Raw genomic sequence first — 23,220 nt, 5'->3', positions numbered from 1 at the left:
TAAGTTGAACAATGTTCACATGAGTAGCTTGAAAATGAACAATGTTCAAGAAGAATCGCTACGAGACCGGAAAAAAAATCGGCGGCGGCTCCAGATCCTGGAGATCGCGCGCGGCATCATCGCCGCTAAGGGATTGAGATCATTAAAGGTTCGGGACGTCGCGGAGGCCGCCGGCTGTTCCGTCGGCAGCGTCTATAACGAGTTCGGCGACTTCGACGGCGTGATCCTGACCGTCAATCGGGAGACGGTGCAGGCCCTCACGGCCCGGCTTCGCGGCGTTCCCGCCGATGACCCCGTGCGCCAGCTCTACGGACTTGCCGCGACCTATCTCGACTTCTTTGCCGGGCACGCCAACCTGCTGCGCTCGCTGTTCGAGCACCGGATGGAGGATGACCGCCCCTATCCCGACGACATCCTGCAGATGGTGATGGACGCCTTCGCGCTGATGCATGCACCCCTGGTGCGGCTGCTGCCGGATGCGGATGACGTGAAGATCGCGCTGCTGTCGCGCACGCTGTTCTCCGCCGTGCACGGCATCATCTCGCTCGGTCTCGAGGAGCGCATGGTGGCCGTGCCGCCCCAGATGCTGCGCCAGCAGGTCGACCAGTTCATCGACGTGCATCTCGCCGGCCTCGGCATTCTGCCGGTGGGCGCACCGCCATCTCGATGAGGGATCGCCGTTACCAGGCGTATCGCAGGCTTGCAGTGCCGGAATATGTGGTGCTGCGGGCCGCGAACTCGCCGTCGAACTTGGCAGACAGGGAAACACCGTTCGAAAACTTCAGCTCGGCGCCGGCAGATGCGAGCGCGGCGTCCTTCGCCGGCGTCGCACCATTGACGATGAAGCTCGCGGTGGGGAGCCCCTGGAACGCGGCGAGGAGTGCCGGATCGCTCACCCAATCATGCGCCCAGGCCGCGCGGCCGCGCAACGTCAGGACCGCATTCGGCGCAATCAGTGTCGCCCGGTCGAAGCGTGCGCCGAGCTCGCTCCTTGTGCCGGAGGCGGTGCGGCCCTGATACGTCAGCCCAAGACCGCCGCCCGCCAGATCAACCTCGGCGTAAGTCGGCGTGCGAAACGCCTGCGCCTGTGCTGCTGCGTAGGGCGTGAAGCCGCCGATCGGCGTCGCGAAGCGATAGCCGCCCTCGATGCGGCCGCCGAAGGTCTGCGCATTGAATTTCGCTGTGAGCTGATTGCCGAACGGCGCGAGGCGGTCTGTCGACATCCAGTGGTTGGCCACGGCGAGCGAGGCGGCGAAATAGGCCGGGCCGGCACGCAACGCGGTATAGACGCCGGCCTGTAGCGCATCGCTCTTGCCGCCGCCCAGCGCCTGCGCCAGATCCCATTTGGTGCCGCCGCCGGAGAGCGCAAAGCCGACGATCGCGTCACGGCTGACATGATAGTCGGCTCCCGCGGCGACGCCGCCTGCGCGCGCGCTGAGGTCGTGGCTGCCGATCACGAGGGCATCGCCGCCGGTGCGGTTGGCGCCGCCGAACGCCGTTCCCCAGGCGGTCCAGCGCTCAGCAAAGGTCGGTGCGGCCGGTGCGCCCAAGACCTTGTTGTAGGCCAGCGCAATATCATGCGGAAACGGGGCGCGCGCGGGGTTGAAGCCGAGCACGGTGTCGCCTGTGGCGCTGCCCAAGGTCCCGCGTCCGCTGACGAATGGATCGAGCATGAGGCCGAGGAACTGGCCCGTGAACTGGAAGGCGCCCTGCTGGGCTCCTGTGGCGGCTTCCCCCGAAAGTTGGTCCATGCTGGTGCGCAGCTGGGCATCGCTCTGGCCGGCAAACGATGCGAGGAAGGGCAGGTTGGGGCCGAACGCACTCAATGCGCCGGCCACCGCCTTCTGGTTCTGCGTTTGGGCAACGGATTGGAAGACGGCCGTGTTGTAGTTGAGCGTCAGGAATACCGAGAACCCGTCGTAGCTAAGGGCGGAGGTGAAGAACTGCGGGTTGTATCCGCTCAGGGTGACGTTTGCGAAGGATCCGGTGAGGCCCATCGTCGTGCTGAGGATCGTGTATTGCGTCGAAGGCGCGTATGCACCCGCAAGCGTGGTGACCGCGACGGTGCCGCCGTTCAACGTGGCACCCACGGCGGAAATCTTGTCGGATTGACCGGCCGCGTTGACGGAGATCGCGTAGGCCGACCCGGCGTTGAATGTGGCGTTGCCGTACGCCGTGAGCGAACCAAAGCCGCCGGGCGCGACCCTGCCGCCCGACAGCACGGTGAGATCGCCGATCGCACCGTCTCCCCCGATCGTGCCGCCGCTGCCGACCGTCGTCGCAACATTGGGCATTGCGCCGCTGACGATGAGGATGCCGGCCTGGACATTCATCGTCGCCGTGTCCGTCGTGGAGCCCGTCAACGTCCAGGTGGAGCTGCCGGTCTTTTCCAGCGCTTCGAACTCCCGGAACTGCTGGGCCGCACCGAATGTGCCGAGATCGAAGGAGCTGTCGGCCGTCCCGCCGAACCGCAGCGTGTCCGTTCCGTTGCCGCCGAGGACCGCGCCCGTGATGGTCGATCCGGCATGGAGCGCGAAGATGTCGTCGCCGTCCTTGAGGTCCACGGCCGTGCTGGCGCCGGTCATGATCGTGCCGGAGTTGATGACGGAATCCTGATTGGCCGAGCCGAGGATCGCGGCGCCGGAAGCACTCGAAATCGTACCCGCGTTGTCGATGGTATTGCCGGCGCCCGCGCCGTTGAGATCGATCGCCCCGACATTGCTGGATTGGACCACCCCGCCCAACAGGATGTTGACCTGGTTGCTTGCCGCTCCAGTGCCGATCCCAATGCCGCTCGTCAAGGGCGCGGCGCTCCCGACCGTCCCCCCGATGACGACGATGTTGTTGCTGGAATTGGACAGGGCGAGTCCCGTCGCTCCGACGGACGACGACCCGACGACGGCACCCGCATCTATCGCGATGACGTTGTTGTTGCTGCCGCTGACCAATGCAATGCCGTCGCTGTTGGCGGACGTGACCGACGCGTTGGCGGAAACATTGATCGCGCCATTGGATGCGGCTTCGAAGATGACGCCGGCAAAGGCGGGATCGTTCACGGACGTCGCGGTGCCGTCGCCGATGTTGGCGGTGACGCCGCTGACCCCCGGTGCCGTCTTGACGAGGGTGTTTCCCGCCCCGGTGCAGGTGATCGAATCGCCCGATTGAAGCGCCGTCTGCGAACCGCCACCGGTGATCACGCAGGCCGCTGCTGCCGGCGCGGTCAACCAGGGCAGTGTGGCGCCTGCGGCAAGGGCACTGATCGCTGTGCTCAAGAGGAGCGCGCGTCGCGGGCGCGCGGTTGCAGCGCTGACGTGCGGCGAGGTCATCCAATCATTCCAAGACAAAGCAAACTCCGTTCACAATGCGGCCCGGACGGAATCCGGCGGCAACGCGGGGCAGCTGCAATGCTTAGTGATGGAGGCCTCGGCCTTCTTGGACCGGCGCGCAAGGCGAAGTGTCGGAATGCGAAAGACGCAACGTTTTCGGGAATGATGTGGCCGGGGGACCACAACCGGGTCGTTGCGGCCCTGACGCCTTACGCACAAGCTGCTCAGGAGGCAGTTTATGCCTGGAGCGCGGCTGGTCCTCGTGGCCGGAGCGGAAGCGGCTCGCAGGCGGCGATCAGCCTCGCCGCGCCACGGCCTCGCGCGGCCGGGCTGCAACGAGCACGACGTCCGGTCTGCCGCCGTCGACCTGGACCCGGTTGCGTCCCTTTTCCTTGGCGCGATAACAGGCGGCATCCGCGCGCCGCATCGCGTCCTCGAGCGTGGTGGCGCTGTCGGCGATGCAGGCGACGCCGATGCTGGCGGTCACCGCAAAGCAGCGATCGTCCCAGGCGAAGGTGAACATCTCGATCGATCGCCGCAGCCGTTCGGCGGTATCGACCGCGTCGTAAGGCGAGCACTGCGGCAGGATCAGGCCGAATTCGTCGCCGCCCAGGCGCGCCACCAAATCGTGCGGATGCCGGTCCTGTTGCAGCAGACGCGCGACCTGGCAGAGCAGGCGATCGCCGGCAAGGTGCCCGCAGCTGTCGTTGACATTCTTGAACTGGTCGAGGTCGAGCAGGATCAGGCTGAGCGAACCCGCTGCCGCAGCGTCCAACTCGCCCTGCAGTCGCGCCTCGAAGGCGCGGCGGTTGGACAGGCCGGTCAGCCAGTCGTGCGAAGCCTGGAAGGCCAGACGTTCCTTCTCGGCATGCAACGCGTTCTCGAACGCCTGTCGTTGCAGTACCAATCGTCTGGTGTGCCAGATCAGGAGCAGGGCGAGCACGGCGGCGGTGACGATGTTGATGCCGGTCAGCGTCAGCTTGATGGCGCGGGAACCTTCACCGAGGACGGCCGAGAACCGCTTGGCATGCACCGTGAACTGGGTGTTGAGCTCGGAAAGCCGCGACGACAGGGCTTGCACACGGCTTGCGTCCTGAAGTGGACCGTTCTGCCACTCGGACCGAATGACCTCGCCGAAGACGCTCAGCTCCAGCAGCATGGGATCGGTGGCTCTCCACTCCTGGATCGCTTCCTGGAGAAAGTTGACGCGGTTGAAATAGCGAAATAGCCAGATCAATCCCGGGACGTCATCGGGATGGTTGCCGCCTTGCAGGAAGCCGATGCGGGCCGCCTCGACGTCGACCGGATCGCGCTCGAGTGCCCAGCGCGCGAACTCGTCGCCGATGGGGACGGCGAGCGAGGCCTGGTACTGCGCGAATTGGCTGGGCTCGCCGGAATGCAGATAGAGATTGAGGAAATAGACGGCGTTCTTCTGCGAACGCGACCAGAATGCTTCGCCCGCGACATAGGCGCGAACCGACGACATCACCTCCAGGCTGAATCCGGCGATCGCCGCCTGGAGCACGACGACCATCACGAAAGGCGAGACAAGCTTGATGACGTGAAGGAAGCTGCGCCTCTTCATCGACGTCGCTGTTCTGCGAAACACCCTAACGTTCCCCAAGTCGCGCAATGCCCCAACGGAGCGCCACGCCTGCAATGCGAAGTAGAAGCGATGGTTGCTTAACTCGGCCTGAAAAGGGCGAAGGACTGCGTCGCAGGGTGAAGGCGTCGTGAAATGATCGCCTGCAGATTGCGTCAAATGCCGTCAAATCGCCCGATCGACTTGTCGCATTCGTCGTGTGCGCCTTGCTTGGCGAGGACGGACGTGCCCGGGCTAGACCAGCACCGGCTTGCGCACGCGGCCGGCGTCGCCGAACACGCGCAGGTACCGCTCGATCTCCGAGGGGATTCCGGTCGCCTTCTCCGGATTGTCGGAGAGCTTGACGGCGGGATGGCCGTCGACCGACGATACCTTGCAGACCAGCGAGATCGGATCGAGATTGAACGAGCCGTCCGGCGTGCAGCCGACGAAATCATTGGTGAGGTTGGTGCCCCAGCCGAAGGAGAGCCGCACCCGGCCGGCAAAGTGGTGATAGGTCTCCTCGATCGAGCCGACATCCATCGCGTCGGAGAAGACGAGCAGCTTGTCCTTGGGGTTGCGGCCCTTCTTCTCCCACCACGCGACGATTTCCTCGCCGGCTTGGATCGGCGGCGCGCTGTCGGGCCGGAAGCCGGTCCAGTCGGCGACCCATTCCGGCGCATCGCGCAGGAAGGCCTTGGTGCCGAAGGCATCGGGCAGCGCGATCAGGAGGTTGCCGCCATAGGTCTGGCGCCACTGGTCGAGAATGCGATAGGGCGCCCAGCGCAATTCCTCGTCGTCCTTGGCGAGCGCGGCCGCGACCATCGGCAGCTCATGCGCATTGGTGCCGATCGCCTCGAGGTCGTTGTCCATCGCCAGCAGCACGTTGGATGTCCCGATGAAGGACGAGCCGAGGCCCTCCTTCACCGCCTCGACGCACCAGCGCTGCCAGAGGAAGCCGTGACGGCGCCGGGTGCCGAAGTCGGACAAACGCAGGTTCTCCAGCTTGCGAAGACGCTCCACCTTGGTCCAGAGCTTGGCCTTGGCGCGGGCATAGAGCACGTCGAGCTCGAAGCGGCCGCGGCCCTTGATCGCCGCACGGGAGCGCAGCTCGTTGAGGATGGCGAGCGCCGGGATCTCCCACATCGTGGTGTGGGTCCACGGCCCGTGGAAATGCAGCTCGTACTGGCCCTCGACCTTGCGCAGCTCGTATTCGGGCAGGCGGAATTCGGCCAGCCAGCGGATGAAATCCGCCGAGAACATGTGGGTCTTGCCGTAGAAGGTGTTGCCGGCGAGCCAGATCAGCTCCTTCTTGGTGAAGCGGATGGTGCGGGCATGGTCGAGCTGGGCGCGCAGCTCGCTCTCGTCGATGATCTCGGCGAGCCGCACATGGCGCGAGCGGTTGATGACCGAGAAGGTCACCTGCTGACTCGGGTAGGTCTCCCGAATCATTTGTAACATCAATAGCTTGTAGAAATCGGTATCAAGCAGGCTGCGGATGATGGGATCCAGCCGCCAGCTGTGATTGTAGGTCCGGCTCGCAATGTCGGTCACTGTCATGAAGCAATTCTAGCGTGGCGGCCCGCGCGCAACCAGTGGAATTGGCCAGAGCTGGTCTTCCGAAAGACGGTATCGTTATCACGCCTTGATCACGCCTTGGCGGCCGTCGCTGCCACGGTCTCGAGCTGGTTCCTGACCCAGCGATGGGCCGGGTCCTTCTGATAACGCTGGTGCCAGACCATGAACATCGGCAACTCGGCCAGTGTCCGCGTGCGGGACGCCAGCGGAATCCGCGTTTGCGCGAAATCACGCATGATCCCGGACGCCAGCAGGCTCGGCATGCTCGCCAGCATCTGCGAGCCGCGCAGGAACGACGGCACGCCGGAGAAGCTCGGCACCGAGATCGCGATGTCGCGGTGAAGACCGTTGGCCGCCAGCCGGCGGTCGAAGTCGAGCCGCTCATTGTCGGTATAGACGACCGTGATGTGGCGCGCCGCGAGATAGGCGCCGCGGCCGGCCGGCGCGGTGCGCATCTTGGGATCGAAGTAGCAGACGTAATGATCGCTCAAGAGGCGCTTCTGCACGATGTCGATGCCGGACGGCGGCAGCGGCGTGATCAGGACGTCGCAGCGGTCCTCGCGCAGCATTGCGGGCGAGGGCGATTGCGAAGGGATCACGCGCAGGCTCAGGGTCTTCACCTGTGCAGCGACATGAGCGAAGAACCGCGGCAGCAGCAGATCGCGCTGGAAGTCATTGGCGGCGATCGTCAGCGAAAGCTGCGCGCGGGCCGGCTCGAACGTGACGCCACCGGCAAAGCTCCGCATCTCGTCGATCAGAGCTCGCGCCTTTGCGGCGAGCGCCTGCGCATGCGCGGTGGCGACGATGCCGCGGCCGGATTTCGCGAACAGCGGATCGCCTGCGATCCGCCGCAGCTTGTTCAGCCCGTGGCTGACCGCAGATTGCGTCAGGCCGAGCCGGGTTGCCGCCGCGGTGACCGATCCCTCCTCCAGCACGGCGAGGAACAGTTCGAGCGCGTGGCCGTCGAGCGCCAAATGATCGATTTCTTTCATGCAATATATTATAATCGATCTATTTATCCGAGGAATAGAGCGGACCATGATCTCCCCATAAGCCGCGCGTCCGGACCGGGCGCCCCAGGGAGAGACACCATGAATGCCCAGGTGCGGGATGCCCGCCTCAACCGTCCCGAGCCCCTGACGCCGCCGCTCGGCGACGGCGGCTTCTTCCAGCGTGACCGATCCATTCATCCGCCGGCGCATGCGCCGGGCTACAAATCCTCGGTGCTGCGCTCGCCCCGGCAGGCGCTGTTGTCGCTGGAGGGCTCGATCTCGGAGATCACGGGGCCGGTGTTCGGCCACAACGATCTCGGTCCGCTCGACAACGACCTGATCCGCAATTACGCCAAGGACGGCGATCCGATCGGCGAGCGCATCGTCGTCCACGGCCGCGTGGTCGACGAGACCGGCTGCGGCGTGCCGAACACGCTGGTCGAGTTCTGGCAGGCCAATGCCGGCGGCCGTTACCGGCACAAGAAGGACACCTATCTGGCGCCGATCGACCCGAATTTCGGCGGCTGCGGCCGCGCGCTGACCGACGACACCGGTTACTACTACTTCCGCACCGTGAAGCCGGGGCCCTATCCCTGGCGCAATTACGTCAACTCCTGGCGTCCCGCCCACATCCATTTCTCCGTGTTCGGCTCCGGCTTCGCCCAGCGGCTGATCACGCAGATGTATTTCGAGGGCGATCCCCTGATCCCGATCTGCCCGATCCTGACGACGATACCGGACAAGGATGCGCTCGACCGCCTGGTCGCACCGCTCGACCTCAACGCCTCGACGCCGTTCGACTCGCTCGCCTACCGCTTCGACATCGTGCTGCGCGGCCAGCGCTCCACCTATTTTGAAAACCGCACCGCGGGGAACTGAGCCAGGAAATCCAATCATGCCGCAGCCGCTCAACTATCTCAAGGAAACTGCCTCGCAGACGGCCGGGCCCTACGTCCATATCGGACTGATCCCGGCGATGGCCGGCTTCGATATCTTCGAGAAGAACTTCTCGAACGTGCTGACGACGCCGAACACGCAGGGCGAGCGCATCACGCTGGAAGGCAAAGTGCTCGACGGCACCGGCACGCCGCTGCGCGACGTGCTGCTGGAGATCTGGCAGGCCAATGCCAGCGGCCGCTACAACCATCCGGCTGATCGCTCGGCCGGCGCGTCGGATGAGGAGTTTCGCGGCTGGGGCCGCGCCGGCTCCGATTTCGAGAGCGGCCTCGTGACGTTCGAGACCATCAAGCCGGGCGCGATCGTCGACAAAGCAGGCCGGACATGCGCGCCGCATGTCAATGTCTGGATCGTCGCGCGCGGCATCAATATCGGCCTCAACACGCGGCTCTATTTCTCGGACGAGGAAGCCGCCAACGCCGCCGACCCCGTGCTCAATTTGATCGAGCAGCCGTCCCGGCGCTCGACCCTGATCGCAAAGCGCGGTGAGCGCGGCGGCAAGATCGTGTATTCCTTCACGATCAATCTGCAGGGGCCGGAGGAGACGGTGTTCTTCGACGTGTGAGGCTTCAGCTCTCTTCGCCGTGCAGCTGCGCGCGGAAGGCGCGCGGCGACACGCCCGTGGCGGCGGCATAGACGCGGCTGAAATAGGCGGGATCCTCGAAGCCGAGCGTGTAGGCGATCGTCGAGACCGGCAGATTGGTGTAGACCAAGTTCCGCCGCGCCTCGCGGATCAGGCGGTTGAGGATGAGGTGCGAGGCGGTATCGCCGGTCGCCGCCCGTGTGATCCGGTTGAGATGGGTCGGCGTCACCGCCAGCGCCTCGGCATAGTCCGCAACGCTCCAGCGCTCCAGATGATGCTGCTCCAATAGCGCCTCGAAGCGGCGGAACAGGCCGGATTCGACCGTGCCGTTGCCGCCGCTCTCGCTCGTGAGCGCGCGTGCCACCAGCCCGATCATGGCGGACGACAACGCGCGCAGCACATGCGCGCGGCCGAAGTCGCGCGCGGCGTGCTCGGCGAAGATCTGCTTCATGATGGCGCGGATCTGCGGCGTGCCGCGCACCGCGGCCGAACGCGACAGCGCGCCGCGCAGGCCCTCGGCGGCGAGCAGCGCCTCGTCCAGTATCTCCGCGGCGATGGTCAGCACCCAGCCTTGCGTGTCGGGCACGAAGCGGAAGCCGTGAACGTGGCCGACGGGCACGTTGACGACCTGCATCGGCTTGAGCGGCACCACGCGTCCGTCTAGCGTCGCCTCGCCGCCGCCGCGCTCGATCAGCAGCACCTGGTGCAGCCGGGCGTGGCGGTGCACGGCCAGGGTCCAGTCATGCAGCACCGAGCGTGACGCGATGGTCTCGCAATGCACGACGTCGGGCAAGTCGCCGGACTCGCCGAACAGGTTGTAGATCCGGATCGCGGGGACGGGGCCTTTCATGTTCGAATAGTACAAGACAATGACGAAACCCTCCATCGGTCTGCGGCATCAAATCTGCAAAAAAGTGCCGACGGGAGGACGCAAAAATGAAAGTTCAGATCTGTATCATCGGCGGCGGGCCGTCCGGACTGCTGTTGTCCCAGCTCCTGCACCTCAAGGGCATCGACACCATCGTGCTGGAGAAATACAGCCGCGACCACGTGCTCGCCCGCATCCGCGCCGGCGTGCTCGAGCATGGCTTCGCCAAGCTGATGCGCGAGGCGCAGTGCGGCGAGCGCATGGACCGCGAGGGCGAGATCCACCGCGGCTTCGAGATCGCCCATGACGGCGTGCTGTCCAAGATCGACCTGCACAAGCATTCCGGCGGCAATTCGGTGCTGGTCTACGGCCAGACCGAGCTGACGCGCGACCTCTATGAGGCGCGCGACCGTCTCGGCGGCAAGGTCGTGCACAATGCGGAGGACGTGGCGCCGCACCATCTGACGTCGGATCGGCCCTACGTGACCTATCGCGCGAACGGCGAGACGGTCCGCGTTGAGTGCGACTACATCGTCGGCGCCGACGGCTTCCACGGTGTCAGCCGCAAGTCGATCCCGAAGGACGTGTTGCGCGAATATGAGAAGGTCTATCCGTTCGGCTGGCTGGGGGTGCTGTCGCGCACCAAGCCGGTGTCGCCCGAGCTGATCTATGCCAAGCACGCGCGCGGCTTTGCGCTCTGTTCCCTGCGCTCTCAGGTGCTGAGCCGCTACTACATCCAGGTGCCGCTGACCGACAAGGTGGAGGATTGGTCGGACGATGCGTTCTGGGCCGAGCTGAAGCGGCGCCTGCCGGATCAGGTGGCCGGCCGCCTGATCACGGGGCCATCGATCGAGAAGAGCATCGCGCCGCTGCGCAGCTTCGTTGCCGAGCCGATGAGCTATGGCCGGCTGTTCCTCGCCGGCGATGCCGCGCACATCGTGCCGCCGACCGGCGCGCGCGGACTGAACAGCGCCGCGTCCGACATCTACTATCTCTACCACGCCCTGCTCGCGCATTATCAGCGCGGCGATGAGTCCGGCCTCGAAGGCTACTCCGCCAAGGCGCTCGCCCGGATCTGGAAGGCGCAGCGCTTCTCCTGGTGGATGACGATGATGCTGCACCGCTTCCCCGACCGGCCCGACTACGAGGATCGGCTGCAGCAGACGGAATTGGACTATCTGCTCTCGTCCGAGACCGCGCAGCGCCTGCTCGCGGAAAACTACGTGGGCCTGCCGTTTTAGAGACAATCGACTTCACCCTCCCCTGGAGGGGAGGGCTATCGCATATGGGGCTTTGCGAGACCTGAGCGCGCGCCTCGTCCTTCGAGACGACCGCTTCGCGGTCTCCTCAGGATGAGGCTCAGCAGCATTGGCGCTCGTTGAAATTGGTGCCGCGCCCCTGGTCCTCATCCTGAGGGCCCGCCAACGGCGGGCGTCTCGAAGGATGGCCACAGGCGAGATCGGCTCCATATGCGATTGCCCTGCCCTCCAGGGGAGGGTAAGTGCCGCTACTTCCCCTCCAGCGTATTGACCGGAGTCCAATCCGCCGGCGGCGGGTTCGCGGTGAGCGCTTGGGCGCGCTTCGCAAACAGCGCTGATGCCGGATCGGCCTCTGCCATCTGCCCAAAAACGTCGGCCGCCTTCGTAAAGTCCCGCGCGCGCCAGCAGGCGAGCCCTTCCGCATAGACGGCAGCCACCTTTGCCTGCTGCTCGCTCTCGGCGCCCGTCTCGGCCAACGGCTCGAACACCTTGATGGCCTCGCCGCGACCCAGCACCCTGATCGCATCGAGCTCGCGCCAGGCGAAGGCATCGCCGGTCTGCGCCATCGTCGATTCGGAGGCCATGATCGCGGTGCCGTAATATTTGTTGGCGCCCTCGAGCCGGGAGGCGACGTTCACGGTGTCGCTCATCACGGTGTAGTTGAAGCGGCGGCGCGAGCCGATGTTGCCGACCACGGCCTCGCCGCTGTTCAGCCCGATGCGATGCGACAGGCCGTGCCCGGCGAAGGCAGGGTGATCGGCGTTGAGCTCCGCAAGCTTTTCGTGGCATTTCAGCGCGGCGCGAACGGCCTTGGTTGCGTGTGCGGGATCGTCGGCCGGCGCGCCGAACATGGCGACGATGGAATCGCCGATATATTTGTCGACGTAACCGCCGTGGCTTTCGATGATATCGGTCATGGCGGACAGATATTCGTTCATCAGCGTCACCAGCTCGCCCGGCGTCATGGTCTCGGCGATGGACGAGAAGCCGCTGAGATCGGAGAAGAACATGGTGACGTTGCGCATCTCGCCGCCGAGCGCCGGCATCTTGCCGGAGGCGACCATGGTCTCGATCACCTCGGGCGCGAGATAGAGCGCAAAGCTCTTGCGCAGGAACCGCTCGTCGCGCTCGGCCAGCACGAAGCGGTAGCCGATCATCATCGCGATCGCGGCAAGGCCCGCGAGCGCCGGCTCGGTCAGCGGCAACGCCCGGGCGTGAACGAAGGCCGCGACGGCCATTGCGGCATAGACGGCGGTGAGCACGAACCAGACAATTACGGCGCTGCCGGGTGCGAGCGCGCAGGCCGCGCAGGCAATGATTGCCGCGAACGCGATGGTGACAATGACCCGCATCGGAAAGACGAGCTCGGTTACGGCGTCATGCTCCATCAGGTTCCGGACCGCCGTGGCGTGGACGAACACGCCCGCGACGTCGCTGCGGGATTTCTGCGGCGTGCTTGCCGGCGCGGGCAGGGCGCATCGCTCGGCCGGCTTGCCGTCACGACCGCCGGACAGGCGCATCGAGGTGAGCTTGCGGTCCTCGAAATTCAGCACGGTGCCGAGCAGGACGACCTTGCCGTCGAAGGCGCGGCGAAAGAAATCGCGGTCGCCCTTTTCGACGCAGGCGCGCAGGTCGACGAAGGAAAAGGTCGGGATGTCGCCTCCGAGCCCGCGGAAGTTGAGCGTCATCGTATTCGGCACCGCGCTCGGGATCGCGTAGCCGGACAAGGCGGTCGCGCCGGAAGGCGCAATCTCGAGCTTTGCGCCGGTCGCGCGCGCAGCGAGCTCGACCGCCATCGCAGGGACCGGCCGCCCCTCGATGGCGAAGCTCAGCGGCATTCGCCGGATGACGTCGTCCTGGTCGGTGTGGACGTTGAGTGCCCGGACGGTGTTGCGCACGGCCACTTGCTGGGCGCGATAGGGCACTTCCGGATGGTCGTTGCTGAGGATTTCGCCAAGCACCAATTTGCCGCTGTCGGAGATTTGCCGCAGCGCGAGGAGATAATCCCGGTCGAATCCTTTCATGCGGCCGCCAAGGGCGGTGTCGCCAAAGGGAATCTCCGACTGCTCGATCGAGTTCTTGAAGATGACGTCGAAGCCGATCACCCTGGCGCCGCCTTCGGTGATGCTGCCGAGCACGCGGCCGATCTCGCGCGTCCAGGTCTGCGTCGGCGATCCCTTGAAGGGCGCCGTCTCGTAGGTCTCATTGTCGATCGCCACGACGACGACCGGCGAATTGGCGGGATCGCGGCGGTCGCCGATGAGCTTGCCGCGCAGGGCCGTGAGGATGTCGAGCGAGAGGCCTTGCAGGACCTGAAGCGGCGGCGACGTGAAAATTGCGCCCGCGAGGAGCGCAATCAGAATCGCTGCAACGATGTCCCGCCCCCCGATCCGCCGCATCGCCCCGTCGCCAATTCCGCTTATTCGAGTCCGCTATTCGAGCCGCAACAGGCGGCCGATGATCGGGGTCGGCGATGCGGTGGCGCTGGCATCGACCTGGAAGGTGTAGCGCTTGCTGCCGAGGCTTGCGAGATAGCTGCCGCCCGGGGTCAGCGACTTTCCGGCCTTGGCGAAATCATAAAATTTGCCGCGGGTCATGACGTCGCTCTTCAGCGGCACGCTGATCGTGGGCTCCTTGCCGTCGGTGCGCTCGATCACCAGCGTGCTGCCGGTCTTGGCCTGAATGAGCGGCGCGACGCCATAGATCGTCGGCAGCCTGGACGGGGCGGCCTTGGCATCGGACCGCACGGTCCGAAACGTGGTCGCGGCACTCTGGTTCGCTTCGCGCTCTGAGAGTCGCGCCGCCTTGGTGTCGCACGGCACCTTGGCGCGCTGCACGTCGCCGAGCTGCACGGTGCTTTGCTCGGCGCCGACCAGCACGACGCCTTCGCTGATCGTCTCGCGCAGGCAGGATTTGAGATAGCTGAGCGTAATGCTGGCCTTCGGGCCGAGCTTGATGATCTTGCCCGCCGCGACATAGTCCATGAATTCGATGCCATCGACCTTGCCTTGCACATCCTCGACGATGGCGGCAGGGGTCTCCGCCAAGGCGGGGGCCGCGACAAAGAAGGCGCCGACAGCAGCGCCGATCAGGCTTTTCATGCGAATTCTCATCCAGTTCGACCGACGGTATGGGTCCCCGTCCTGGTCCGGTGCTTAGCACTAGCGGTTCCAGGCAAGTGTGACCAGAATCACTGTTTGGTGTTGGTGCCATTCTAGCAGGAACAGGTTCAAGCCGGCGACCGGAGAAACCAGAGCCGCGGCAAGCTGTTGCTCGAATGGTCAGGCCGCCGGGACGGGCTCGGCCGGACGGCTCTCCGCTGCGCTCTCTGAATCGGGAACGAGCGGGGCTTCGGTCTTCTGAAACGGCGTGGCCTGCTGCCCCGCGGCGATCTCCACGACCTCGTTCCAGCGCGACAGAAACGCATCGATGCAGGCCGGGTCGAATTGCCGCCCCCGGTGCTCGATCAGGTAGTTGCGCGCCGCCTCGAGCGGCATCGGCTCCTTATAGGGTCGCCGCGTCGTCAGGGCGTCGAACACGTCGGCGACCGCGACGACGCGTGCGGCCACCGGAATCTCCTGCGCTTCGAGCCCGTTCGGATAGCCCGCGCCGTCCCAGCGCTCGTGATGACCAGCGGCAATTTGCGCACCGAGCTGAATCAGCTCGCAGCTCGAATCCGCCAGGATCCGTTCGCCGATCGTCGCATGGGTCCGGATCACCGCCATCTCCGCGTCGGTCAGCCTGCCCGGCTTGAGCAGGATATTGTCGGGAATGGCGACCTTGCCGACATCGTGCAGCGGCGCGGCCAGATAGATGTCGCGGCAGAGCCGGGCCGGCAGGCCGAGCTGCTCGGCGATGATGCGGCTGTAGCGGGCGACCCGCAGCGTGTGCTCGCCGGTGTCGTTGTCGCGATACTCGACCGCGAGCGCGAGCCGCAGGATGATCTCCTCCTCGCGCTCGCCGAGCTTTCGCGTCGCCGCCGCGACTTCACTGGCCAGATGCGCGGCACGATCGCTGAGCTTGCGCACGGCTGCACCAAGCTGAATCAAGTTCCGCAGGCGCACCGTCATCTCGACACTCTGCGGCTGCTTGGGCAGGAAATCGGTTGCACCGGCCTGCAGCGCTTCCATCTTGACGTCGTCGGTCTGGCGCGAGGTGATCATCGCGATCGGAATGTCGGCACGGCCGGGCAGGGTACGGAAGACGCGGATGAAGCTGATGCCGTCCATGTGCGGCATCTCGTAGTCGACCAGCACGAGGTCGAAAACGCGCTCGCGTGCGCAGGCCAGCGCTTCGACGGGATCGAGGAAGGTGGTGGCTTCGACCAGACCTTCGGCCTCGATGTGACGTTTCAGGAAGTTGAGGACGGAGCGGCTGTCGTCAACCAGGAGCGCTTGGGTCAGCATCGGTGGCCGGGGCTCTCTTCGCTGGCAAAGGCACGGACCCCACGCATAACCCGGCGGATTTAACGCGAAGCAAATGCGCTGCGGCCCGCGTCGCTGGCTGTCATTTAAGCAGGCTGTGCATGCCTGCATATAACCTGCGCGAGTTCCGACCGAATGTCACCCGTAGTTGTACGGATCGTCGCGTTAGGAGTTTGCTCATGGGATTCGCGTCAAACGTGTAGCGGAATTTTAGCAAAGGCGGGGCTTTGATGGCGCTCGATCCGACGGAGCCGAAATGGTCGCTGCGGTTACCCGCCGATTGCAGCATCGCTGCTGTTCGCAGCGTTTATGATCTCATTCGCGAGGCCTTCCGGCGCGAGCAGCGGCTCGAGATCGACTGCTCCAGCGTCGACAAAGCCGACGTGACCTCGATCCAGCTGCTGCTGTCGACCGCCAAGACCGGCGAGGCCCAGGGCCGGCCGGTGGTCCTGACCTCCTTCTCACAGTCTCTGCGTACCACCCTTCGTCGCGCCGGCTTCGCCAGCGAGGCGATGATCGATCAGCATTTCCCGCAAAAGAAAGATGGCACCTGATGGCCACGATTCTCACGGTCGACGATTCCCCCAGCATCCGCCAGATGATCAAGGTCGTGCTCGAGCCGGCCGGCCACAGCGTGATCGAGGCGGGCGACGGTGCGCAAGGGCTCGCCAAGGCCCAGGCCGGCAAGCTCGACCTCGTGATCACCGACCTCAACATGCCCGTCATGAACGGGCTCGAGTTGATCCGGGCCCTGCGCAAGCTGCCGAGCGCGGTCGGCATGCCCATCGTATTCCTGACCACCGAATCGAACGACACCGTGAAGCAGGAAGCCAAGAGCGCCGGCGCCACCGGCTGGATCACCAAGCCGTTCAAGCCGGAGCAGCTGCTCGCCGTGGTCGGCAAATTGGTGCGCGCATGAGCGCGATGGACCCGACCGAGATCTTCCGTCAGGAAGCCAGCGAGCTCTTCGAGGTGCTCGAAGGAGCCCTGCTCGATCTCGGTCTGCGTCCCGACGACCGCGAGCTGGTCGATTCCGCCTTCCGCGCCCTGCATACGATCAAGGGCTCGGGCGCCATGTTCGGCTTCGACAAGGTGGCGTCCTTCACCCACGAATTCGAGACCGCTTTCGACCGCGTCCGCAAGGGCGAGATCAAGCCGACCCAGGAGCTGATCTCGGTCGCGCTCGCCGCCAAGGACTATATCCGCGCGCTGATCGAAGATCCCCAGTCGACCGACGACGTCATCGGTGAAGCCATCCTCGACGACCTCAAGCGCTTCGTCACGGCCGACCAGCCTGCCGCTCCGGTCGTGGACATCGCCGAGGCGCCGCCGCTGGCGCCCGGCGCGAGCAAGCAAGCCGGCTGGCACCTGTATCTCGAATTCGAATCCCACATCCTGCGCAACGGCTCGAACCCGCTCGATCTGCTTGAAGATCTCTGCAAGCTCGGCCCCTGCTTCGTCGTGCCCGTCACCGACGGCATCCCGTTCCTCGACGAGATGGATCCGGAAGACTGCTATCTGAAGTGGGACGTCAAGCTGCACGCGGCCTGCGACAAGGACGCGATCGACGACGTCTTCATGTTCGTCCAGGACGAGATGAAGCTGACGCTCTCGCCGCTCGAGCAGGCCGAGGCGCCCGCGCCGGCGCCGCTGTTCCAGTTGCTCGACGAGGAGCCGGCCGTCGCCGAGACGGCTGCGCCGGCGGTCGAGCCTGCGCCGGTCGTCGAACGACCCGTCGCAAAGGCGGAAGTCGAAGCCGCGCCCGAACACAAGCCCGAACACAAGCCCGAGATCAAGCGTGAGGCGGCGCCCGCGCGCCGCGAGGAAGCCAAGCAGGATCGCGGCATTGCCACCGTTCGCGTCCAGGCCGAGCGCCTCGACGAGTTGATGGACCGGGTGGGCGAGCTCGTCATCGCGCAGGCGCGTCTGACCCAGCTCGCTTCGTCCGGCTCCGACCTCTCGATCAAGATGATCGCCGAGGAAATCGAACGTCTCGCCTCGTCCTTGCGCGATACCACGATGGGCGCGCGCATGGTGCCGATCGGCTCGCTGTTCGGCCGCTTCCGCCGCCTGGTGCACGATCTCTCGCGCGATCTATCGAAGCCGGTCGAATTCGTCACTTCGGGCGAAGACACCGAGCTCGACAAGACCATGATCGAGTGCCTCGCCGATCCGCTGGTGCATCTGATCCGCAACGCCATCGACCATGGCATCGAGGATACGGCGACGCGCTCGGCCAATGGCAAGACCGAGCAGGGCCGCATCGAGCTCGCCGCCGTGCATTCCGGCGCGCAGGTGCTGGTCACCGTGAAGGACAACGGCGGCGGCCTCAATACCGCGCGCATCCGTGCGAAAGCGGAAGAGCAGGGGCTGATCGCGCCCGGAGCAGTGCTGACCGATCACGAAATCCATCAGTTCCTGTTCCACCCCGGCTTCTCGACCGCGCAGACCATCTCGGCGCTGTCGGGCCGCGGCGTCGGCATGGACGTGGTCAAGCGCACCATCGAGAACATGCGCGGCTCGATCGACCTGTCGACCAGGCCCGGCGAGGGGACCACCGTGACGCTGCGTCTGCCGCTCACGCTCGCGATCATCGAAGGTCTACTGATCCGCGTCGGCGAGGGCCGCTACATCATTCCGCTGTCCGCGGTCGAGGAATGCATCGAGCTGACCGCCGAGGACGAACGCTCCCGCGGCCGCAATTTCCTCAATGTGCGCGGCAATCTGGTGCCCTTCCTCCGGTTGCGCGAGATCATGACCGCATCGGGCACGCCCGACCGGCATCAGAAGACCATCATCATCTCGACCGGCGAGACCCATGTCGGTCTCGTCGCCGACCAGATCATCGGCAACCACCAGACCGTGATCAAGTCGCTCTCCAAGCTCCACTCGGACGTCACGATGTTCTCGGGCGCGACGATCCTGGGTGACGGCACGGCGGCGCTGATCCTCGACGTCGCGCAGCTGGTCGCGCTGGCGCAGTCGAAGGTCGAAAAGCAGCACATCAGCGAGGCGGCGTGATGAACGACGGTTTGACTGGCGAGCGTCAGACGGGCGCGATGCAGGTCGTCATGATCGGCCTCGGCGAGGAGAAATTCGCGCTCGATGCAGGCCTCGTGCGCGAGATCATCGATCCCGTTCCCGTGACCAGGGTCGCGGGCGCGCGGGCCTTCGTTCCCAGCGTGATCAACGTCCGCGGCAACGTCATTCCGCTCGCCGACCTGCGCATCCGCTTCGGCATGCCGCAGCTCGACGACACCGCCGATACGCGCATCGTCGTCATCGAGCTCGAGCTCGACGGCGAACCGGTGCTGGTCGGCGTCACCGCCGACAAGGTCTACGAGGTCACCGAGATATCGCAGACCGACGTGCAGCAGACGCCGCGGGTCGGCATGCACTGGAAGCCGGAGTTCATTCGCTTCATCGCCAAGTGGCGTGAAGAGTTCGTCATCGTTCCGAACATGGAACGCATCCTGAATTGAAGTTGAGGTCTCGGGGCGAGACCTGTGGGGGCTGGAAATGAGATTTACGGTCAAGGCCAAGCTGGCCAGCGCGTTTGGTGTGCTCCTGGTGCTCTCGATGGCGGCAGGCGGCCTCGCCTACGTGAAGCTGACCGAGATGATCGAGACCGCCGATAATCTGGTGGCCCGCGCCGGCCGGATGGAGCATGCGGCCGAGATCGAGAGGGGGATCCTGACCCAGGTTCGGGCCGAGAAGAATCTGCTTCTGGCGCCCGATAGCGAAGCGGATGGCTTCGTCGCCGAGATCGCAAAGCAGCGCGAGGCGCTTCTCAAGCTGAAAGAAGAGATTCACGCCGCAGCGTCCCCGGAAGGCAAGAAGCTGATCGAGAACTTCGCCGCCGCCTACGCCCGGATGAATGCCGTTCAGGACGACGCGCTCAGGACCGCCCGAACGAACAGGCCGAAGGCCGTCGAGCAGTCCGCGGTCGAGGTTCGTAAGGCGGTCCGCGAAGCGATGGACGCCGCCCACGTTTATATCAGCAACGTCAAGAAGAACATGGCGGACCGGGCCGCCTTGGCGCATGAGGACGGCAATCGCGCCCACGTCATGCTGGTCTCGGCGGTGGGCGCATCGCTCGTGATCGGCCTGATCGCCGCGATCTGGATCTCGCTCAGCATCTCCCGCGGGCTCGGCCGTGCGGTCGGCCTCGCCGGTGCCGTGGCGGGCGGCGACCTGACCCAGACGATCAACGTCACCAGCAACGACGAGATCGGCGATCTCGTCAAATCGCTGAACACGATGGTCGGGAGGCTTCGTCAGGTCGTCGAGGAGGCTCTCACTGCGGCAAACAACGTCTCCGCCGGCAGCCAGGAGCTCTCCGCCAGCGCCGAGCAGCTGTCGCAGGGCGCGACCGAGCAGGCCTCGTCCGCCGAGGAAGCTTCCTCCTCGATGGAGGAGATGGCCTCCAACGTGAAGCAGAACGCCGACAATGCCAACCAGACCGAGAAGATCGCGGCGCAGTCGGCCAAGGACGCCGAGGCCAGCGGCGTTGCCGTCGGCCGCGCCGTCGAGGCGATGCAGACCATCGCCGAGAAGATCACCATCGTGCAGGAGATCGCGCGCCAGACCGACCTGCTCGCCCTCAACGCAGCGGTGGAAGCCGCCCGCGCCGGCGAGCACGGCAAGGGCTTTGCGGTGGTCGCCTCCGAAGTGCGCAAGCTCGCCGAGCGCAGCCAGGCGGCTGCGGCGGACATCGGCACGCTCTCGACGGAAAGCGTCAAGGTGGCGCAGGAGGCGGGCCAGATGCTGTCCAAGCTCGTGCCCGACATCAAGAAGACCGCGGAGCTGGTGCAGGAGATCACCGCGGCCTGCCGCGAGCAGGACGTCGGCTCGGCCCAGATCAACCAGGCCATCCAGCAGCTCGACAAGGTCGGCCAGCAGAACGCGAGCGCCTCCGAGCAGGTGTCCTCGACGTCCGAGGAGCTCGCCTCGCAAGCCGAGCAGCTGCAATCGACCATCTCGTTCTTCCGGATCGAGGACGCCGTGCGCAAGGAGAAGGCGGCCGCCGAGCCGATCGACCGCGCCGTCGGCCAGCTCCGGGCCAAGGCCGCGCATATGGCGGCGGCCGACCGCGGCACGAAGAAGCCGGTGCCTGCCCGCAAGCCGGCGCGTGCGATGAAGGTCGCCGGCGGCGGTGGCTTCGCCTTCGACATGGATGACGGCGACGACGATCGCGACGCCGAGTTCCAACGCTGATCAACCGGTCCGGCCTCGTGCCGGACCGCGCTCATTTCCAACCTTCGGAACCCCGGACCGCATCATGGCCGCAACCTCGCAATATCTGACGCTCGGGCTCGCCGGCGAGACGTTCGGCATCAGCATCCGCAACGTCCGCGAAATCCTGGACATGCGGCCGATCTCGCGGCTTCCGCACGCGCCGGACTTCCTGCTCGGCATGATCGACGTCCGCGGCAGCGGCTATCCGATCGTCGATCTCCGCACCAAGCTCGGCCTGCCGGCCGTGGCCGCCACCGAAGCGACCCGCATCATCATCCTGGACGTGCCGATGAAGGATCGTCTGGTCGGCGTCGGCTTCGTCGCCGACTGCGTATTCGAGGTCACCGACATCGACGAGCAGGCGATCGAGCCGGTGCCCGAGGTCGGCGGCAAGTGGCAGTCCGACTATGCCGCCGGCATCGGCCGCAAGGGCGAGAAGTTCGTCGTGATCTTCGATCTCGCCAAGCTGATGGCGAACGACAAGTTTCCGGAAGGGCGCGCCGCCGGCGCGGATGCGCCCCGCGCCGCCTGAGTTACGAGCGTAAAGCGTTGCCGAATAGCAATCCCAATTTGAACCGATGAGATCGACCATGAGATTCACCGTCAAGGCCAAGCTCGCAAGCGCGTTTGGCGTCGTCATTCTGCTCTCGATGATCGCAGGCGCCGTCGCCTATCTGAAGCTCAACGACACCGTCAACACGGCCGAGCATCTGTCCCAGCGTGCGGCCCGTCTTGCAAAGGTTGCCGAGCTGCAGGAGAGCGTGCTGCTCCAGGTCCGGGCGGAGAAGAACGCGATCCTCGCGTCGTCTGAGGCAGACCAGGAGAAGTTCACCAGCCAGATTGCGCAGCTTCGCGAGAGGGCGCTGAAGGTCAAGGACGAAGCCTATGTCGGCGCGAGCGAGACCGGCAGGAAGATGATCGATGCCTTCGCCACCACCTATGCTGCCTCGAATACGGTCCAGGACGAAACCCTTCGGATGGCGCGGCAGGAGAAGGCCAGGGCCGCCGAGCATTCGATGAATCAGGGCCTGAAGTCGACCACGCTGGCTCTGAATGCCGCGACCGATTACATCAACTACGTCAAGAAGTCGATGGCCGAGGAGAGCGCCGAAGCGCGGCATGAAGGCAGCCGGGCGATCATCATGCTGCTTGCGCTGGTGGCCACATCGCTGCTCATCGCAGTGGTAGCCGCGGTCTGGATTGCCCTCAATATCAGCCGCGCGCTGGCACTTGCAGTCGGACTCGCCGATGCCGTTGCGATTGGCGATCTCTCGCAGAAGATCGAGTCATCCAGCAATGACGAGATCGGCGATCTGATCAAGTCGCTCAACACGATGACCACAAACCTGAACCAGACCGCGGCCCTCGCCAACGAGATCGCGCAGGGCAATCTCACGGTCGAGGCCAAGCCGCTGTCGGACAAGGACACGCTGGGCCTGGCGCTCGAGCGCATGGTGGAGAAGCTCCGCCAGATCGTGTCGGAAGCTCTCACCGCGGCGCAGAACGTCTCGGCCGGCAGCCAGGAGCTCTCCGCCAGCGCCGAGCAGCTCTCGCAGGGCGCGACCGAGCAGGCTTCGTCCGCCGAGGAAGCCTCCTCCTCGATGGAGGAGATGGCCTCGAACGTGAAGCAGAACGCCGACAACGCCAACCAGACCGAGAAGATCGCTGCGCAGTCGGCGAAGGACGCGGAAGCTTCCGGCGCAGCGGTCGGCCGCGCCGTCAATGCGATGCAGACCATCGCCGAGAAGATCACGATCGTGCAGGAGATCGCGCGCCAGACCGACCTCTTGGCGCTCAACGCGGCGGTCGAAGCCGCCCGCGCCGGCGAGCATGGCAAGGGCTTTGCGGTGGTCGCCTCCGAAGTGCGCAAGCTCGCCGAACGCAGCCAGGCGGCCGCGGCGGAGATCGGATCGCTGTCATCCGAGACCGTGAAGGTGGCGCAGGAGGCCGGCGCCATGCTTGCCAAGCTGGTTCCGGACATCAAGAAGACCGCAGAGCTCGTCGAGGAGATCACCGCGGCCTGCCGCGAGCAGGACGTCGGCTCGGCCCAGATCAACCAGGCCATCCAGCAGCTCGACAAGGTCGGCCAGCAGAACGCCAGCGCCTCCGAGCAGGTGTCCTCGACCTCGGAGGAGCTCGCCTCGCAGGCCGAACAGCTGCAGTCCACGATCGCCTATTTCCGCATCGAGCAGGCCGCCAAGAGCCAGGCGCCGGCGCCGATCGACCGGGCGGTGAGCCAGTTGCGCGCCAAGGCGGCCACCATGGCGGCCGTCGAACGCCCGGCGAAAAAGGCCGTGCCGGCCAAGCCGGCGCGCGCCGCGAAGGTGGCCGGCGGCGGCTTCGCCTTCGACATGAACGACGGCGGGGACGATCGGGACGCCGATTTCCAGCGCTAGATCGCGACTCCCGCGGA

The 23,220-nt window shown here is 65.5% G+C and carries 19 protein-coding genes; 11 read left to right on the top strand and 8 right to left on the bottom strand.

Features of this window, described 5'->3' with window-relative positions:
- Positions 1-34 precede the first annotated feature (34 nt).
- Positions 35-670, top strand: a complete 636-nt coding sequence (locus tag DCM80_RS03350) for a TetR/AcrR family transcriptional regulator (protein WP_257197863.1) — start codon at positions 35-37, stop codon at positions 668-670.
- Between the two features lie 10 nt (positions 671-680).
- On the opposite strand, the gene DCM80_RS03345 is transcribed toward DCM80_RS03350, so the two are convergent.
- From DCM80_RS03345 to DCM80_RS03330, 4 genes are all read right to left on the bottom strand, one after another.
- A complete protein-coding gene (locus DCM80_RS03345; protein ID WP_257195743.1) occupies positions 681-3,326 on the bottom strand; it encodes an autotransporter domain-containing protein in 2,646 nt (881 codons plus the stop codon).
- Between the two features lie 295 nt (positions 3,327-3,621).
- Positions 3,622-4,935: a GGDEF domain-containing protein gene (locus DCM80_RS03340; protein ID WP_257195742.1), complete on the bottom strand. Its 1,314-nt coding sequence runs from the start codon at positions 4,933-4,935 to the stop codon at positions 3,622-3,624.
- Positions 4,936-5,163: 228 nt separating this feature from the next.
- The gene (gene pncB / locus DCM80_RS03335) at positions 5,164-6,468 is read right to left on the bottom strand and encodes a nicotinate phosphoribosyltransferase (protein ID WP_257178039.1); all 1,305 of its coding nucleotides are present in this window, start codon (positions 6,466-6,468) and stop codon (positions 5,164-5,166) included.
- Positions 6,469-6,557: 89 nt separating this feature from the next.
- A complete protein-coding gene (locus DCM80_RS03330) occupies positions 6,558-7,478 on the bottom strand; it encodes a LysR family transcriptional regulator (protein WP_257195741.1) in 921 nt (306 codons plus the stop codon).
- Positions 7,479-7,577: 99 nt separating this feature from the next.
- Here DCM80_RS03330 and pcaH point away from each other — a divergent pair, with 99 nt between their 5' ends.
- Together pcaH and pcaG are read left to right on the top strand one after the other, a co-directional pair.
- Positions 7,578-8,357 (top strand): protocatechuate 3,4-dioxygenase subunit beta, encoded by a 780-nt coding sequence (pcaH, locus tag DCM80_RS03325; RefSeq protein WP_257195740.1) that lies wholly within the window; start codon positions 7,578-7,580, stop codon positions 8,355-8,357.
- A gap of 16 nt (positions 8,358-8,373) precedes the next feature.
- Positions 8,374-9,000 carry a protocatechuate 3,4-dioxygenase subunit alpha gene (pcaG, locus tag DCM80_RS03320; RefSeq protein WP_257195739.1) on the top strand — a complete coding sequence of 209 codons (627 nt, stop codon included), beginning with the start codon at positions 8,374-8,376 and terminating at the stop codon, positions 8,998-9,000.
- Positions 9,001-9,004: 4 nt separating this feature from the next.
- On the opposite strand, the gene DCM80_RS03315 is transcribed toward pcaG, so the two are convergent.
- A complete protein-coding gene (locus DCM80_RS03315; protein WP_257195738.1) occupies positions 9,005-9,904 on the bottom strand; it encodes a helix-turn-helix domain-containing protein in 900 nt (299 codons plus the stop codon).
- 50 nt (positions 9,905-9,954) lie between these two features.
- Between DCM80_RS03315 and pobA the strand changes: the two genes are divergently transcribed.
- Positions 9,955-11,127 carry a 4-hydroxybenzoate 3-monooxygenase gene (gene pobA / locus DCM80_RS03310; protein ID WP_257195737.1) on the top strand — a complete coding sequence of 391 codons (1,173 nt, stop codon included), beginning with the start codon at positions 9,955-9,957 and terminating at the stop codon, positions 11,125-11,127.
- 266 nt (positions 11,128-11,393) lie between these two features.
- Here pobA and DCM80_RS03305 read toward each other — a convergent pair whose 3' ends face one another.
- From DCM80_RS03305 to DCM80_RS03295, 3 genes are all read right to left on the bottom strand, one after another.
- Complete coding sequence (locus DCM80_RS03305; protein WP_257195736.1) at positions 11,394-13,544, bottom strand: adenylate/guanylate cyclase domain-containing protein; 2,151 nt, start codon at positions 13,542-13,544, stop codon at positions 11,394-11,396.
- Positions 13,545-13,577: 33 nt separating this feature from the next.
- A complete protein-coding gene (locus DCM80_RS03300; protein WP_257178032.1) occupies positions 13,578-14,246 on the bottom strand; it encodes a hypothetical protein in 669 nt (222 codons plus the stop codon).
- Between the two features lie 180 nt (positions 14,247-14,426).
- Entirely contained in the window at positions 14,427-15,551 is a 1,125-nt protein-coding gene (locus DCM80_RS03295; RefSeq protein ID WP_257195735.1) for an HD domain-containing phosphohydrolase, read from the bottom strand.
- Positions 15,552-15,799: 248 nt separating this feature from the next.
- Between DCM80_RS03295 and DCM80_RS03290 the strand changes: the two genes are divergently transcribed.
- From DCM80_RS03290 to DCM80_RS03260, 7 genes are all read left to right on the top strand, one after another.
- Positions 15,800-16,123, top strand: coding sequence for a lipid asymmetry maintenance protein MlaB (locus DCM80_RS03290; RefSeq protein WP_257195734.1), 324 nt, complete (start codon positions 15,800-15,802; stop codon positions 16,121-16,123).
- Positions 16,123-16,488, top strand: a complete 366-nt coding sequence (locus DCM80_RS03285) for a response regulator (RefSeq protein ID WP_018317043.1) — start codon at positions 16,123-16,125, stop codon at positions 16,486-16,488. The genes DCM80_RS03290 and DCM80_RS03285 overlap by 1 nt, the downstream gene beginning before the upstream one ends.
- On the top strand, positions 16,485-18,590 hold the full coding sequence (locus DCM80_RS03280; RefSeq protein ID WP_257195733.1) for a chemotaxis protein CheA: 2,106 nt from the start codon (positions 16,485-16,487) through the stop codon (positions 18,588-18,590). Before DCM80_RS03285 ends, DCM80_RS03280 begins: the two co-directional genes overlap by 4 nt.
- Positions 18,590-19,051, top strand: coding sequence for a chemotaxis protein CheW (locus DCM80_RS03275; protein ID WP_028134693.1), 462 nt, complete (start codon positions 18,590-18,592; stop codon positions 19,049-19,051). The genes DCM80_RS03280 and DCM80_RS03275 overlap by 1 nt, the downstream gene beginning before the upstream one ends.
- A gap of 37 nt (positions 19,052-19,088) precedes the next feature.
- On the top strand, positions 19,089-20,786 hold the full coding sequence (locus tag DCM80_RS03270; RefSeq protein ID WP_257195732.1) for a methyl-accepting chemotaxis protein: 1,698 nt from the start codon (positions 19,089-19,091) through the stop codon (positions 20,784-20,786).
- A 64-nt stretch (positions 20,787-20,850) separates the two neighbouring features.
- A complete protein-coding gene (locus DCM80_RS03265) occupies positions 20,851-21,339 on the top strand; it encodes a chemotaxis protein CheW (RefSeq protein ID WP_257178025.1) in 489 nt (162 codons plus the stop codon).
- A 58-nt stretch (positions 21,340-21,397) separates the two neighbouring features.
- A complete protein-coding gene (locus DCM80_RS03260) occupies positions 21,398-23,203 on the top strand; it encodes a methyl-accepting chemotaxis protein (RefSeq protein WP_257195730.1) in 1,806 nt (601 codons plus the stop codon).
- Positions 23,204-23,220 lie beyond the last annotated feature (17 nt).

Source organism: Bradyrhizobium sp. WBOS08 (assembly GCF_024585125.1).
GTDB classification, from domain to species: Bacteria; Pseudomonadota; Alphaproteobacteria; order Rhizobiales; family Xanthobacteraceae; genus Bradyrhizobium; species Bradyrhizobium japonicum_B.
Note: the sequence above shows the minus strand (reverse complement) of the source record. Positions and strands in the feature narration are given on the sequence as shown.

Bases quoted from the DNA above. Each gene is read 5' to 3' on its own strand.
- DCM80_RS03285 (WP_018317043.1), top strand. From the start codon at position 16,123: ATGGCCACGATTCTCACGGTCGACGATTCCCCCAGCATCCGCCAGATG.
- DCM80_RS03350 (WP_257197863.1), top strand. From the start codon at position 35: ATGAACAATGTTCAAGAAGAATCGCTACGAGACCGGAAAAAAAATCGG.
- DCM80_RS03280 (WP_257195733.1), top strand. From the start codon at position 16,485: ATGAGCGCGATGGACCCGACCGAGATCTTCCGTCAGGAAGCCAGCGAG.
- pcaG (WP_257195739.1), top strand. From the start codon at position 8,374: ATGCCGCAGCCGCTCAACTATCTCAAGGAAACTGCCTCGCAGACGGCC.
- DCM80_RS03330 (WP_257195741.1), bottom strand. From the start codon at position 7,478: ATGAAAGAAATCGATCATTTGGCGCTCGACGGCCACGCGCTCGAACTG.
- DCM80_RS03345 (WP_257195743.1), bottom strand. From the start codon at position 3,326: ATGACCTCGCCGCACGTCAGCGCTGCAACCGCGCGCCCGCGACGCGCG.
- DCM80_RS03275 (WP_028134693.1), top strand. From the start codon at position 18,590: ATGAACGACGGTTTGACTGGCGAGCGTCAGACGGGCGCGATGCAGGTC.
- DCM80_RS03305 (WP_257195736.1), bottom strand. From the start codon at position 13,544: ATGCGGCGGATCGGGGGGCGGGACATCGTTGCAGCGATTCTGATTGCG.
- DCM80_RS03265 (WP_257178025.1), top strand. From the start codon at position 20,851: ATGGCCGCAACCTCGCAATATCTGACGCTCGGGCTCGCCGGCGAGACG.
- pobA (WP_257195737.1), top strand. From the start codon at position 9,955: ATGAAAGTTCAGATCTGTATCATCGGCGGCGGGCCGTCCGGACTGCTG.
- DCM80_RS03260 (WP_257195730.1), top strand. From the start codon at position 21,398: ATGAGATTCACCGTCAAGGCCAAGCTCGCAAGCGCGTTTGGCGTCGTC.
- pcaH (WP_257195740.1), top strand. From the start codon at position 7,578: ATGAATGCCCAGGTGCGGGATGCCCGCCTCAACCGTCCCGAGCCCCTG.
- DCM80_RS03315 (WP_257195738.1), bottom strand. From the start codon at position 9,904: ATGGAGGGTTTCGTCATTGTCTTGTACTATTCGAACATGAAAGGCCCC.
- DCM80_RS03270 (WP_257195732.1), top strand. From the start codon at position 19,089: ATGAGATTTACGGTCAAGGCCAAGCTGGCCAGCGCGTTTGGTGTGCTC.
- DCM80_RS03295 (WP_257195735.1), bottom strand. From the start codon at position 15,551: ATGCTGACCCAAGCGCTCCTGGTTGACGACAGCCGCTCCGTCCTCAAC.
- pncB (WP_257178039.1), bottom strand. From the start codon at position 6,468: ATGACAGTGACCGACATTGCGAGCCGGACCTACAATCACAGCTGGCGG.
- DCM80_RS03300 (WP_257178032.1), bottom strand. From the start codon at position 14,246: ATGAAAAGCCTGATCGGCGCTGCTGTCGGCGCCTTCTTTGTCGCGGCC.
- DCM80_RS03290 (WP_257195734.1), top strand. From the start codon at position 15,800: ATGGCGCTCGATCCGACGGAGCCGAAATGGTCGCTGCGGTTACCCGCC.